At 66.9% G+C, this 12301-nt stretch carries 12 protein-coding genes; 7 read left to right on the top strand and 5 right to left on the bottom strand.

Annotated elements, in window-relative coordinates:
• Window positions 1-21 precede the first annotated feature (21 nt).
• Entirely contained in the window at window positions 22-2589 is a 2568-nt protein-coding gene (locus CLN94_RS13065; RefSeq protein ID WP_096434391.1) for a DUF4175 domain-containing protein, read from the top strand.
• A gap of 6 nt (window positions 2590-2595) precedes the next feature.
• Here the strand turns inward: CLN94_RS13065 and CLN94_RS13060 are convergent, their stop codons facing one another.
• A complete protein-coding gene (locus CLN94_RS13060; RefSeq protein WP_096434390.1) occupies window positions 2596-3600 on the bottom strand; it encodes a zinc-ribbon domain-containing protein in 1005 nt (334 codons plus the stop codon).
• A gap of 146 nt (window positions 3601-3746) precedes the next feature.
• Here CLN94_RS13060 and CLN94_RS13055 point away from each other — a divergent pair, with 146 nt between their 5' ends.
• From CLN94_RS13055 to CLN94_RS13045, 3 genes are read left to right on the top strand one after another with little or no spacing between them, the layout of a single operon-like run.
• Window positions 3747-4418: a cell division ATP-binding protein FtsE gene (locus tag CLN94_RS13055; RefSeq protein WP_096434389.1), complete on the top strand. Its 672-nt coding sequence runs from the start codon at window positions 3747-3749 to the stop codon at window positions 4416-4418.
• A complete protein-coding gene (locus CLN94_RS13050) occupies window positions 4415-5311 on the top strand; it encodes a cell division protein FtsX (RefSeq protein WP_096434388.1) in 897 nt (298 codons plus the stop codon). The genes CLN94_RS13055 and CLN94_RS13050 overlap by 4 nt, the downstream gene beginning before the upstream one ends.
• Window positions 5311-6057, top strand: a complete 747-nt coding sequence (locus CLN94_RS13045; protein ID WP_096434387.1) for a lysophospholipid acyltransferase family protein — start codon at window positions 5311-5313, stop codon at window positions 6055-6057. Before CLN94_RS13050 ends, CLN94_RS13045 begins: the two co-directional genes overlap by 1 nt.
• On the opposite strand, the gene CLN94_RS13040 is transcribed toward CLN94_RS13045, so the two are convergent.
• On the bottom strand, window positions 6058-7020 hold the full coding sequence (locus tag CLN94_RS13040) for an acetyl-CoA carboxylase carboxyltransferase subunit alpha (protein ID WP_096434386.1): 963 nt from the start codon (window positions 7018-7020) through the stop codon (window positions 6058-6060). It abuts the gene before it with no gap.
• A gap of 204 nt (window positions 7021-7224) precedes the next feature.
• Window positions 7225-8181 (bottom strand): L-malyl-CoA/beta-methylmalyl-CoA lyase, encoded by a 957-nt coding sequence (locus CLN94_RS13035; RefSeq protein ID WP_096434385.1) that lies wholly within the window; start codon window positions 8179-8181, stop codon window positions 7225-7227.
• Window positions 8182-8454: 273 nt separating this feature from the next.
• Here CLN94_RS13035 and dgcN point away from each other — a divergent pair, with 273 nt between their 5' ends.
• The 3 genes from dgcN (at window position 8455) to CLN94_RS13020 (ending at window position 11363) form a co-directional block, all read left to right on the top strand.
• Window positions 8455-9456 (top strand): N-acetyltransferase DgcN, encoded by a 1002-nt coding sequence (gene dgcN, locus CLN94_RS13030; protein WP_096434409.1) that lies wholly within the window; start codon window positions 8455-8457, stop codon window positions 9454-9456.
• A gap of 68 nt (window positions 9457-9524) precedes the next feature.
• Window positions 9525-10487 carry an N-acetyl-D-Glu racemase DgcA gene (dgcA, locus tag CLN94_RS13025; protein WP_096434384.1) on the top strand — a complete coding sequence of 321 codons (963 nt, stop codon included), beginning with the start codon at window positions 9525-9527 and terminating at the stop codon, window positions 10485-10487.
• Between the two features lie 15 nt (window positions 10488-10502).
• Window positions 10503-11363 carry a D-amino-acid transaminase gene (locus tag CLN94_RS13020; protein ID WP_096434383.1) on the top strand — a complete coding sequence of 287 codons (861 nt, stop codon included), beginning with the start codon at window positions 10503-10505 and terminating at the stop codon, window positions 11361-11363.
• A gap of 55 nt (window positions 11364-11418) precedes the next feature.
• On the opposite strand, the gene CLN94_RS13015 is transcribed toward CLN94_RS13020, so the two are convergent.
• Window positions 11419-11916 carry a GNAT family N-acetyltransferase gene (locus tag CLN94_RS13015; protein ID WP_096434382.1) on the bottom strand — a complete coding sequence of 166 codons (498 nt, stop codon included), beginning with the start codon at window positions 11914-11916 and terminating at the stop codon, window positions 11419-11421.
• Window positions 11917-11925: 9 nt separating this feature from the next.
• On the bottom strand, window positions 11926-12180 hold the full coding sequence (locus CLN94_RS13010) for a YjhX family toxin (RefSeq protein ID WP_096434381.1): 255 nt from the start codon (window positions 12178-12180) through the stop codon (window positions 11926-11928).
• Window positions 12181-12301: the final 121 nt, after the last annotated feature.

The following is a 12301-nucleotide window of genomic DNA, read 5'->3' as shown; positions in this document are numbered from 1 at the left end:
GAGGAGCCTGGAAAGGGACTGATGCGGCATAGCTCTGACAGGTTGGCGGAGGCGGTGGAGGGTTTTGCCCGGCCGATCCGGCTGACTTTGTGGGCGATGGTGCTGGAGCGCGCGCTGCGGGCCTTCTGGCCGGTGCTGACGCTGGCCGCGCTGTCTTTCGCCGCGCTTGCCTTTCGTGTGCAGGATGTGCTGCCGCCCCGGCTGATGTTGGGGGCGATGCTGGCCGTGGTGCTGGCGGGTGTGTTCCTGCTGGCGCTGGGGCTGCGCGGGTTGCGCCTGCCCGGTATGGACGAGGCGCTGGCGCGGGTGGATGCGCGGCTGCCCGCGCGTCCGCTTTCGGCGCTGTCCGATCAGATCGCGCTGGGCTCGGACGATCCGGCGGCACGGGCGTTCTGGGCCGCGCACCAAAGGCGCATGATGCAGGCCGCACAGGCCGCCCGCGCCCAGCCGCCTGCGCCCGATCTGGCGCCGCGCGACCCGTTCGCGCTGCGGATGACGGGGCTTGCGGCGGTGGTGATCGCGCTTTTGTTCGGCGCGCCCGAGCATCTGTTCGACCCCGCGCAGACCGGCGCCGCGCCCGGCGCCGCCGAGGCCGCGATGGGCCCAAGCTGGGAAGGCTGGGCCGAGCCGCCGCGCTACACTGGCAAGCCCGCGATCTATCTGAACCGCTTTGACGGCGCGCGGCTCGAACTGCCCGAGGGCACGCGGTTTGCCTTCCGGTTCTACGGCGAACCGGGTGCGATCGCGTTTGAGGAAAGCGTGTCCAGCCCCGCCGCTCTGCCGGTTGCCAGCGATGACCCGGCCGGTCTTCTGCGCCGCGATTTCGACGCGGTGCAAAGCGGGCGGATCAGTCTTGGCGGCCCGGCCGCGCGCGACTTCGAGGTGGAAATTCTGCCCGATGACGCGCCCTCGGTCGCGCTGATGGGGGTGGCCGAGCGCCGCGCGGATGGCAAATTCGCGCAGCCTTTCGTGGCCACGGACGATTATGCGGTGCTGCGCGGTCAGGCACGGATCACGCTGGATCTGGCGGGGATTTCGCGGATTTACGGGCTGGCGCTGGCGCCCGAAGAGCGGCCCGATTTGGTGTTCGAACTGCCGATGCCCTTCTCGGGCTCGCGCGCGGATTTCTCCGAGACGCTGGTCGAGGATGCCGCGCGCCATGCTTGGGCGAACCTGCCGGTGAAGCTGGAGCTTGAGGTTGAGGACGGGCGCGGGCAACTGGGCCGCTCCGAGCCTTATCAGCTGACGTTGCCGGGGCGGCGGTTCTTTGATCCGCTGGCCTCGGCGCTGATCGAGGCACGGCGTGACCTGTTGTGGAACCGCGAGAATGCGCCGCGTGTCGCGCAATGGCTGCGCGCGATCACCTATCTGCCCGAAGGGTTCATCCGCCGCGAAGAGGTCACGCGGATGCTGCGCATGGTGGTGCTGCGGCTGGAGGCCGGGGACCTGAGCGACGAGGCCGTCGCGGACCTGACCGAGACGCTCTGGACGCTGGCCGAGTTGCTTGAGGATGGCGGGCTCGCGGATGCGCTCGAGGCGATGAAAAAGGCGCAGGAGCGGCTGTCGGAGGCGATCCGCAACGGCGCCTCGCCCGACGAGATCGCCAAGCTCATGCAAGAGCTTAAAGAGGCGACGGACAATTACGTGAAAATGCTGGCCGAGCGCGCGCAGCCCGAGGAGGGGCCGCAATTCGGTCGCCAGCAGGAAAGCCAGCAGATTACCGGCGACCAGATCCAGCAGATGATGGATGAAATCCAGCGCCTGATGGAAGAGGGCCGGATGGCCGAGGCGCAGGAGTTGCTCGATCAGCTGGCGCGGATGATGGAGAGCCTGCAGGTCACTCAGGGCCAGGGCGGTGAGGGCGATACGCCGGGCGGCCAGGCGATGCGCGATCTCGGCGAGACCCTGCGCCGTCAGCAAGAGCTGTCGGACGAGGCCTTCCGCGAGATGCAGCGCGAGTTCCAACAAGGCGAGCAGCCCGGCCAATCTCCGCAAGGCGAAGAGGGCGAGGGCCAGCAGGGCGGCCAGCAACAGGGGCAGGATCGCCCCGGTGCGGGGCAGGGCGGAACCGAAGACCTGGCGGGTCGCCAGCGTGCGTTGCGCGAGGAACTGGGCCGCCAGCAGGGGCTTTTGCCCCGGATGGGTGGCGAGGCAGGCGAGGCCGCGCGGCAGCGGCTCGAAGACGCGGGGCGCGCGATGCAAGGGGCCGAAGAAGCGCTGCGTGAAGGCGATAATTCCGCCGCGATCGACCATCAGGCCGATGCGATCGAGGCCTTGCGCGAGGGTATGCGCGCTTTCAGTCAGGCGCTGGCCGAGGAGCGCAACCGCGAACAAGGGCAGACTTCGGATCAGGCCCAGCTTGGCGGTGAGGGCATGCAGGGGCAGGCTGGCCGCGAGGTGCCGCGCGATCCGCTGGGCCGCGCGCAGGGGCAGGGCGACCGCATCGCCTCGGAACGCGAGATGCTGCAGGGCGAAGACATCTATCGCCGGGCGCGCGACCTTCTGGATGAGATCCGGCGCCGCTCCGGCGAGCGGCTGCGCCCCGAGGATGAGCTGGATTACCTGCGTCGCCTGCTGCGCCAGTTCTGAGCCGCGTCAGCCTTTTTCCGAGAACCGTTCGATCAGGCCCTGCACCATCTGGTCCAGCGACAGGCGCAGTGTGTCGACCGTGGTGACATAGGCGGTCAGCGCGCCTTCGAGCTGCGGCACGAGTGCGATGATCTGGGCCGCGAAGAAATACAGGATCAGCCCGGCCAGCGCGATCAGCATCACCAGCGAGAAGCCGGTGCGGAACCCGCCCGAGGCCTGATCCGCGTCGTCATCCGCAGCCATCGGGCGGCGCGGCACGCGGTCTGAGGCGGCGGTCAGGGTCGAGTTGATTTCTTCGATGTCGGGCAGGCGTTCGCGGCCGCGCGGAACCGGCTCGGGCTCTTCGGCGTCGAGGTCGGCGAAAAGCTCGGGGTCATAGCTGGGCGCGTCATCCTCGCGCGGTGCGGGCTCTGCGGGTTCGACCGGGCGCACGGGCGGCACGGGCTCGCCAAGCCCAAGGTCTTCCTGGGTCTCCAGCGTCGTCCCCTCGGCGCGGCGGTGCGCGCTTTCGCGCTCGGCCTCTTCGCGCAGGATCGAGAGCAGGTCGTCATCGAGCGGGCGGCGCGGCGTGGTGCCGGGCGCGGGTGCCGCCGAGAGCGACTCGTCGTAATCGCTGTCCTCGAAATAGTCGCTGAGCGCGGCGGTGCCGGGCGGGTTCTCGACGCTGCCTTCGTCCTGGAGCATCGCGGCGATGGCATCTTCGATGTCATCCGCAACAGGCGCGGCGGGTTCGGGTGTGGGCTCCGGTGCGGCGGCCGGCTCGGGCATAGGCTCGGGCTCAGGAGGCTGCGCCTCGGGTGTGGCTTCGGGCTCCGCCTCCCAGGCGCCTGCGTCCCATCCGTCGGGTTCGGCAGCCGTCGTTTCGGGGGCTTCGGCCTCGGCCAGCGCGGATTTGCCGGGCTGGAACCAGCCATGCCCGCAGCCCGAGCATTGGACATCGCGTCCGTCCTCGGGAATGACCGAGTCATCGACCTCGTATTGCGCGCCGCAGTTCGGGCAGATCAGCCGCATCGTGTCCCCAGATCCCGTGCCTCGGCGCTATCGCCATTCTGGCATTCCATCTGCATATGTTGTAGCAAGCGAAGTTGGATTATCCAAGGGTTAGAGTTGCCCCGGCCCCCGCGCCGCGGACAACGCGCAAAGAAAAAAGGCGCGCCGTGATCGAGCTGCAAAATGCCGCGATGAGCTATGGGGGGGGCGAGCTGCTGTCGCAGATGTCGCTGCGCCTGCAACCGGGCTCGTTCCACTTCCTGACAGGGCCCTCGGGCGCGGGCAAGACGACCTTTCTCAAGCTGTGCTACGGCGAGCTGCTGCCTTCGGGCGGGCATGTGTCGCTGTTCGGGCGCGATGTGTTTCGCATGGACCGCGACGAGATCGCGCGCACCCGTCAGCGCATCGGCGTCGTGCATCAGGATTGCCAGTTCCTCGATCACCTGTCGCTGGCGGAAAACGTGGCGTTGCCGCTGACGGTTGCGGGCAAGCCGGTGAATTCGGCGGAGCTGATGGAGCTGTTGGGTTGGGTCGGGCTCAAGCGTCATGCCGATGCCCTGCCGCCGCAGCTGTCGGGGGGCGAACGGCAGCGTGCCGCGCTGGCGCGTGCCGTCATCATGTCGCCCGAGGTGATCCTGGCCGACGAGCCCACGGGCAATGTCGATTGGGAAATGTCGCAGCGGCTCTTGGCGCTGCTGATTGAACTCAACCGGATGGGAAAGTCGGTGGTGATCGCGACCCATGACCTGAACCTGATCCGCGCCGCCAAGGCGCAGGTCTCGGCGCGGGTGCTGCGCATCGCCAACCAGCGGCTGCATCTGGCGGGGGCCGACCTATGATCCGCCTGATCGAGTTTCTGAGCTTTGAAAAGACCGGCGCGGGCCGGGTGGTGCCGCCGACCGGCTTTACCGCGCGGCTGACGCTGTTCACTGCCGCGGCGATGGCGTTTCTGGCGGTGTTCGCGCTGGCGCTGTCGATGGCGACGGGGCGGCTGGCCGATCGCTGGTCCGAGGCGCTGGCGCGGTCCGCCACGATCCGCATCTCGGCCCCGGCCGAGCAGATGGAGACGCAGCTGGCCGCCGTGCTGAACGTGCTCTCGACGACGCCCGGCATCGCCAGCTATCGCGCGCTGGAACTCTCCGAGATGGAGGCGCTTTTGGGCCCCTGGTTCGGCCCCGACCTGCCGGTCGATGCGCTGCCCTTGCCGCGGCTGGTCGAGGTGGTCGAGACCGATGACGGCGTCGATGCCGAGGGGCTGCGGCTGCGGCTTTCGACCGAGGCGCCGGGCGCGGTATTCGACGATCACACGCGCTGGCGGCGTCCGCTGGTCGAGGCGGCCGAGCGGTTGCGCAGCCTTGGGCTGTTGTCGCTCTTGTTGATCGGGGGCGCGACGGCGGGGATGATCACGCTGGCCGCGCAGGCCGCACTGGCCGCGAATGGGCAGGTGATCCGGGTGCTGCGGCTGGTCGGTGCGCAAGACCGCTTCATCGCGCGCGCCTTCGTGCGCCGCTTTACCGCGCGCGGGTTCTGGGGGGCGATGCTGGGCACGCTTCTGGGCATTTTCGCGGTGCTGGCGCTGCCCGAGGCCGATGACGCGGGCGGGTTCCTGACCGGGCTCGGGTTCGCGGGCGCGGGATGGCTCTGGCCGCTGATCGTGCCGCCGCTGGCCGCTTTGGTCGCCTATGTTGCGACGCGCTTTGCCGCGCTGCGTATGCTTCGGAGGATTGCCTGATGGCGTTTCAATATCTGCGTTCGGTTATCTTCGTCGGTCAGATGTATCTGATGCTTGCGGTCTTCGCTGTGGTCGGCCTGCCGATCGGGGTGCTGGGCGGGCGCAGCGGTGCTGTGCTGGTTGCGCGCGGCTATTGCCATTGGGTGCGGCTTTCGGCGCGCTGGCTGGTCGGGCTGCGCTCGGAGATCCGCGGCGAGGTGCCCTCGGGTGACGTGCTGATCGCCTCCAAACATCAGAGCTTTTTTGATATCATCCTGATCTTCTCGGCGGTGCCGCGCGGCAAGTTCATCATGAAAAAGGAACTGGTCTGGACGCCCTTCGTCGGCTGGTATGCCTATCTCATCGGCTGCATCCCGGTCGACCGTGCCAAGCGCGGCAAGGCGATCAGGGGGATGCTGGATGCGGCCAAGAACGGCCGGATGCAGGGCGGCCAGCTGATCATCTTCGCGCAGGGTACGCGCGTCGCGGCAGGGGCCAAGGTGCCCTATAAGATCGGCGCGGGGATGCTTTACAAGGAACTGGGGCAGGTCTGCGTGCCCGCCGCGACCAATGTCGGCGTGTTCTGGCCGCGCCGTTCGATGCTGCGCAAGCCGGGGCTGGCGGTAGTGGAGTTCCTGCCGCCGATCGAGCCCGGCCTGAAGACCGGCGATTTCATGGAGCGGATCGCGGATGAGATCGAGACCGCCTCGGACGCGCTGATGGCCGAGGCGGGGTTCATCGTGCCGCCCGAGGGGCGGGAGGCCTGATCAGGCGCCAAGCCCCTTCGAGCCCATCGCGAGGAATTTCTTGCGCCGCGCGGCGACCAGATCCTTGCGGGATTTGCCGTTCAGCTCCTTGAGCATCGTGGCAATCGCCTCGCCCACGGCGGCGACGGTGCCTTTGCGGTCACGCTGGGCGCCGCCAACGGGCTCCTTGATGATCCGGTCGATCACTTCGAGTTTCTTCAGGTCCTGCGCGGTCAGGCGCAGGGCTTCGGCGGCCTCGCGCATCTTTTCCGCGTCTTTCCACAGGATCGAGGCGCAGCCCTCGGGCGAGATCACCGAATAGACCGAATGTTCGAGCATCGCGACGCGGTCGCCCGTGGCGAAGGCCACCGCCCCGCCCGAGCCGCCTTCGCCGATGATGATCGAGACCAGCGGCACGCCGATCTGCAGGCACTTCTGGGTCGAGCGTGCAATCGCCTCGGACTGGCCGCGCTCTTCCGCGCCCTTGCCGGGATAGGCGCCGGGCGTGTCGATCAGGCTCACGACGGGCAGGCCGAAGCGGTCGGCCATATCCATCAGGCGTACCGCCTTGCGGTAGCCCTCGGGGCGGGCCATGCCGAAGTTGCGCTCGATCCGGCTGGCGGTGTCATGGCCCTTCTCATGGCCGATCACCACCACGGGCTGATCGTTGAAGCGCGCAAGCCCCCCCATCACCGCGTGGTCGTCCGCGAAGTTGCGGTCGCCCGCCAGCGGCGTGAATTCGGTGAACAGCGCGTCGATGTAATCTTTGCAATGCGGCCGGTTCGGATGCCGCGCGACCTGGCATTTGCGCCAGGGCGTCAGGTCTTTGTAGAGGTCGTTCAGAAGCTGCGCGGCCTTCTTGTCCAGCGCGGCTGCTTCCTTTTCCACATCCATCTCGGAGTTCTGCCGCGCCAGCACGCGAAGCTCTTCGGCTTTGCCTTCGATCTCGGCCAGCGGCTTTTCGAATTCGAGATAGGTCGTCATCGGGGCCTCTCCGTTTGTGACGCGATCTATATGACGGTGCGGAAGGCGAAATGCAACGGGCGGCGGCGGCAGGAGGCGGGCATAAAGAAACGCCCCGATACAGGATCGGGGCGTTCCGGTTCCCTCATGCAGCCGGGCCTCCCCTCCCCGCTGCTCCGGGATTTCCAATACTCGTCACCGGGTCACTCGTTACCGAATGCCGTGTCAGCCGGCGATCATCTCGGCCTGGCGGACAATCACTTCTGCCTGACGAATCGACGCGATGTCAACAAGACGGCCCTTGTAGACGGTGGCGCCGGCGCCCGAGGCCTTGGCTTCTTCCATCGCGGCGAGGATTTCGCGGGCCTCGTTCACCGCCTCTTCGGAGGGGGTGAAGACCTGGTTCGCCAGTGCGATCTGTTTCGGGTGGATCGCCCATTTGCCGACCATGCCCAGCGTGGCCGAGCGTTTCGCCTGCGCGATGAAGCCTTCGTCATCCGAGAAATCGCCGAACGGGCCGTCGACCGGCAGGATGCCGTGGGTGCGGCAGGCGGCGACGATGGCGGCCTGCGCCCAGTGCCACGGGTCCGACCAGTACTGCTGGCCTTCGCGCAGCATGTAGTAGTTTTCCTGCGTGCCGCCGATGCCGGTGGTCGCCATGCCCATCGAGGCGGCGAAGTCGGCGGCGCCGAGGCTCATGGCTTGCAGGCGCGGGGACGAAGCCGCGATTTCCTCGACATGCGCGATGCCGGCGGCGGATTCGATGATGACCTCAAGCGAGACCTTTTTCGTGCGGCCCTTGGCGGTCTCGATCGCGGTGATCAGCGCGTCGACGGCATAGACGTCCTCGGCGCAGCCGACTTTCGGGATCATGATCTGGTCGATGCGCTCGCTGCCTTCTTCCAGCAGTTCGACCACATCGCGATACCAATAGGGGGTGTCGAGCGCGTTGATCCGCACCGAGAGGTATTTGTTGCCCCAGTCGATTTCATGCGAGGCCTGAATGATGTTGCGGCGCGCCTGCGGCTTGTCGGCGGGGGCGACCGAATCTTCGAGGTCGAGGTTGATGACATCAGCCGCCGAGGCCGCCATTTTCGCAAACAGCTTGGTGTTCGAGCCCGGGCCAAAGAGCTGGCAGCGGTTGGGGCGGGCGGCGGGGGTCGGTTGGACGCGGAAGCTCATGCGCGGGACCTTTCGCAATGATGTTTCAAGGTTGTCGCCCGATTGGATATATTGTTGCGCTGCGCGTTTCAAGCATCTGTTTGCGGGCGCAGAATCGGGGCAATGGCCGCATGATCTGCGGCCTAATCATGGCATTGCGCAAATATCTTCGTCGATTTCTTTATATACTCGAAGAAAGATGCGTGGAGGGTCAATTTTCAGCTGCAGAATCACGAGAAATTTCTGCACCTTCCTCTAGGATTGGATCTCGAACCTTCTGCGATGGAGCGCGCAATGATCGAGACCCCCTATCTCCTGTTTCTGGGTGATGCCCCCGACCAACTGGCCGCGAAAGTCGCGCAAGGCATCAAGGACTGGCGCCCCGAATTCGCGCTGGGCCAGTTCCGGATGGAGGGCTGCAAGGCCGGTATGGGCCTGACCGACATGGATCTGGCCGAGGCCAAGGCCGCGGGCGCCAAGACGCTGGTGATCGGCGTAGCGAACCGTGGCGGGGTGATTTCGCAAGCCTGGAAGAAGGTGCTGGTGACCGCGCTCGAAGAGGGGTTCGACCTCGCCTCGGGGCTGCACAACCTGCTGCGCGACGAGCCCGATCTGGTGGCCGTGGCCGAGGCCTGCGGGCGCCAGCTGCATGACGTGCGCATCCCGTCGGTGAAATATCCGATCGCCAACGGCGTGAAGCGGACGGGCAAGCGTTGCCTTGCCGTGGGCACCGATTGCTCGGTCGGCAAGATGTATACCGCGCTTTGCATGGAGCGCGAGATGCTGGCGCGCGGGATGAAGGCGAGCTTCCGCGCCACCGGCCAAACCGGCATCCTGATCACCGGCGATGGCGTGCCGCTCGATGCGGTGATCGCGGATTTCATGGCCGGCTCGATCGAGTATCTGACGCCTGACAATGACGCCGATCACTGGGACCTGATCGAGGGGCAGGGCAGCCTGTTCCACGTGTCCTACTCGGGGGTGACGATGGCGCTGGTGCATGGCGGTCAGCCCGACGCGCTGATCCTGTGCCACGAACCGACGCGGGCGCATATGCGCGGCCTGCCGGGCTATGACCTGCCCAGCCTGCAGGCGCTGCGCGACACTGCGCTGCCGCTGGCGCGCGTGGCGAACCCGACCTGTGAAGTGGTGGGGATCTCGGTCAATACGCAGAACATGCCCGAGGCCGAGGCGCGCGCCTATCTGGCGTCGCTTGAGGCCGAGATGGGGCTGCCCGCGACCGACCCGTTCCGCTTTGGCGCCGAGAAGCTCGTGGACGCGCTGGCCGCGATCTGAGAGGGTCGTGCCGCCCGGGGGCGTTTGCCTCCGGCGGGCGTATTTTGGCCAAGAAGAAGAGGGTGGCGATGATTTCTGTGACGGCGGAGCGGTTCCGGCTGGCCGAGGTATTCACCATTTCGCGCGGCGCCAAGACCGAGGCCAAGGTGCTGACGGTCAGCGTGACGCGCGAGGGGGTGACCGGGCGCGGCGAATGCGTGCCCTATGCGCGCTATGGCGAGAGCCTCGAGTCGGTCACGGCGCAGATCGAGGCACTGCCGGGCGATATCACGCGGCTTGAATTGCAAGAGGCGCTGCAGGGCGGGGCCGCGCGCAATGCCGTCGATTGCGCGCTTTGGGATTGGGAGGCGAAACGCTCCGGGCGCCGTGCCTGGGAGATGGCGGGCCTGCCTGCGCCCGGGCCCGAGGTGACCTGTTACACGCTGTCTCTGGATACGCCCGAGGCGATGCGGGCCTCGGCTGCGCGCCATGCCGATCGGCCGATTTTGAAAATCAAGCTGGGCACGCCCGACGATATCCCGCGCCTTGAAGCGGTTCGCGCGGGCGCGCCGCGCTCGCGCATCGTGGTCGATGCGAACGAGGGCTGGACGATCGAGCAATTCCTCGATTTCCAGTCGCATCTGCAGCGCCTTGGCGTGACGCTGGTCGAGCAACCCTTGCCCGCCGCCGCCGACGAGGCGCTGATCGGGGTGGAGCGGCTGGTGCCGATCTGTGCCGATGAAAGCGCGCATACGCGGGCGGGGCTCGTGGATCTGCGTGGCAAATATGACGTGGTGAACATCAAGCTCGACAAGACCGGCGGTCTGACCGAGGCGCTGGCGCTGCGTGATCTGGCGCTGGCCGAGGGCTTTGGTGTGATGGTCGGCTGCATGGTGGGATCGTCTTTGGCGATGGCCCCGGCGGTGCTGGTTGCGCAGGGCGCAGCGGTGACGGACCTTGACGGGCCGCTTCTTCTGGCCGAAGACCGTGCAAGCCCGCTGAAATATGCGGATGGCATGGTATTTCCCCCCGAAGCCGCGCTTTGGGGTTGAGGCAAGGAGAGAGCAATGAGCCGTACCGTTTACCTGAATGGCGAATATCTGCCCGAGGAAGAGGCCAAGATCTCGGTGTTCGACCGGGGCTTCGTGATGGGCGATGCCGTCTATGAGGTGACCTCGGTTCTCGGCGGCCAGATCCTGGAGTTCGAAGGCCACATGGCGCGTCTGCAGCGCTCGATGGATGCGCTGGAGATGACCGGCAACCTCAGCCGTGACGAATGGCTGGAGATCCACCGTGAGCTGGTCGCGCGCAACGGGATCGACGAAGGCCTGATCTATCTGCAGGTCAGCCGCGGCAATGCGGGCGACCGCGACTTCCACTATCCGCCGGCCGGCACGCCGCCGACGATCGTCCTTTACACGCAGGCCAAGCCCGGTCTGGCCGACGATCCGAAGGCACAAAAGGGGATCAAGGTTGTCTCGATGCCGGACCTGCGCTGGCATCGCCGCGACATCAAGACGGTGCAGCTCCTGTATCCGTCGATGGCGAAGATGGCCGCCGAGAAGGCCGGCAAGGATGACGCCTGGTTCGTCGAGGACGGGTTTGTCACCGAGGGCTCGTCGAACAACACCTATATCGTGAAGGGCGGCAAGATCATCACGCGCCAGCTGAGCCACGACATCCTGCACGGGATCACCCGCGCCTCGCTGCTGAAATACGCCGCCGAGAGCCAGATGGAGATCGAAGAGCGCCCCTACACGATCGAAGAGGCGCAGCAGGCTGACGAGGCGTTTTATACCTCGGCTTCGGCTTTCGTGATGCCGGTGGTCGAAGTGGATGGCGTCGCGGTGGGTTCGGGCAAGCCGGGCCCGGTCGCGCTGCGCCTGCGCGAGATTTATCTGGACGAAAGCCGCAAGTCGGCGCTCTGATCCGTCTGAAAACAGCAAGAGCCCCCGGCACGGTCACTCCGCGCCGGGGGCTTTCTTATTCCGGCAGGCCGAAGGCCTTGTGGAACCGGATGCGGCCCTTGGGTTGCTCGGCGCCGAAGGGCAGGGCCTGCACCGCCCAGTCGGGGATGTCAGGCACGAACAGCCCCTTGAACCGGGCAAAGCCGAAGCGGCTGTAATAGGCCGGGTCGCCGACCAGCACCGCGCCGCGCAGGCCTTGCGTGCGCAGCTCGGTCAGGGCCGCCCGCATCAGCGCGCTGCCGATGCCCTGACGTTGATGGCCGGGGCGGGCGGCGAGCGGGCCGATGCCCGACCAGCCGCCTTGCCCGTCCACGGTCGCGGGCGAGGCCGCGATATGGCCCAGCACCTGCCCGCCCTCTTCGGCGACCAGCGCCACTTGCAGGGCATTCGCCGCGCGCAGGCGCTCGATGATCGCGGGTTCCGAGCCGTCGGAATGCGGTTCGGGGGCGAAGGCCGCCGCAACCAGCGCGGCAATCTCGGCGTAATCGGCCGGGGTTTCAGCTCTGATGATCATGGTCGCCTCCTAGCGGTTGTCGGGTTGGGCGCGCACGGCTTCACGGCCACGGCGCGAGATGCGGTAGGGCGCCCCGCCGCGTGACTCGATCAGTCGGCGGCGGCGCAGGCGCTGGAACAGGATCATGTCGCAATCGGACAGGATCATGCCATCGCGGGTGAAGCACAGGATCTCGGTCACCTTGCCGCGCGTCTGTTCATGCGCGATCCGGCCACCCTGCGCGAGCGCGTGGAGCACGCGCTGTTCGTATTTGGAAATATTCATGGGATGTCTCGTGATGTGACAACAGGTCTGGCAGCGCGGGCGCTGCCGGTTCCGGACTGTCAGGCCCCGAAGCGGGGGCCTTCCTCACACAAGCTCTGACATCCAAACTCCTGTCTGGCGC

Source organism: Pseudothioclava arenosa (assembly GCF_002358085.1).
Classification (GTDB): domain Bacteria; phylum Pseudomonadota; class Alphaproteobacteria; order Rhodobacterales; family Rhodobacteraceae; genus Pseudothioclava; species Pseudothioclava arenosa.
The sequence above is the reverse complement of the archived record's forward strand: the minus strand, read 5'-3'. Positions and strand labels throughout refer to the sequence as shown.

Bases quoted from the DNA above. Each gene is read 5' to 3' on its own strand.
- CLN94_RS13065 (WP_096434391.1), top strand. From the start codon at position 22: ATGCGGCATAGCTCTGACAGGTTGGCGGAGGCGGTGGAGGGTTTTGCC.
- CLN94_RS13010 (WP_096434381.1), bottom strand. From the start codon at position 12,180: ATGAATATTTCCAAATACGAACAGCGCGTGCTCCACGCGCTCGCGCAG.
- CLN94_RS13040 (WP_096434386.1), bottom strand. From the start codon at position 7,020: ATGACGACCTATCTCGAATTCGAAAAGCCGCTGGCCGAGATCGAAGGC.
- CLN94_RS13045 (WP_096434387.1), top strand. From the start codon at position 5,311: ATGGCGTTTCAATATCTGCGTTCGGTTATCTTCGTCGGTCAGATGTAT.
- CLN94_RS13050 (WP_096434388.1), top strand. From the start codon at position 4,415: ATGATCCGCCTGATCGAGTTTCTGAGCTTTGAAAAGACCGGCGCGGGC.
- CLN94_RS13060 (WP_096434390.1), bottom strand. From the start codon at position 3,600: ATGCGGCTGATCTGCCCGAACTGCGGCGCGCAATACGAGGTCGATGAC.
- dgcA (WP_096434384.1), top strand. From the start codon at position 9,525: ATGATTTCTGTGACGGCGGAGCGGTTCCGGCTGGCCGAGGTATTCACC.
- dgcN (WP_096434409.1), top strand. From the start codon at position 8,455: ATGATCGAGACCCCCTATCTCCTGTTTCTGGGTGATGCCCCCGACCAA.
- CLN94_RS13035 (WP_096434385.1), bottom strand. From the start codon at position 8,181: ATGAGCTTCCGCGTCCAACCGACCCCCGCCGCCCGCCCCAACCGCTGC.
- CLN94_RS13015 (WP_096434382.1), bottom strand. From the start codon at position 11,916: ATGATCATCAGAGCTGAAACCCCGGCCGATTACGCCGAGATTGCCGCG.
- CLN94_RS13020 (WP_096434383.1), top strand. From the start codon at position 10,503: ATGAGCCGTACCGTTTACCTGAATGGCGAATATCTGCCCGAGGAAGAG.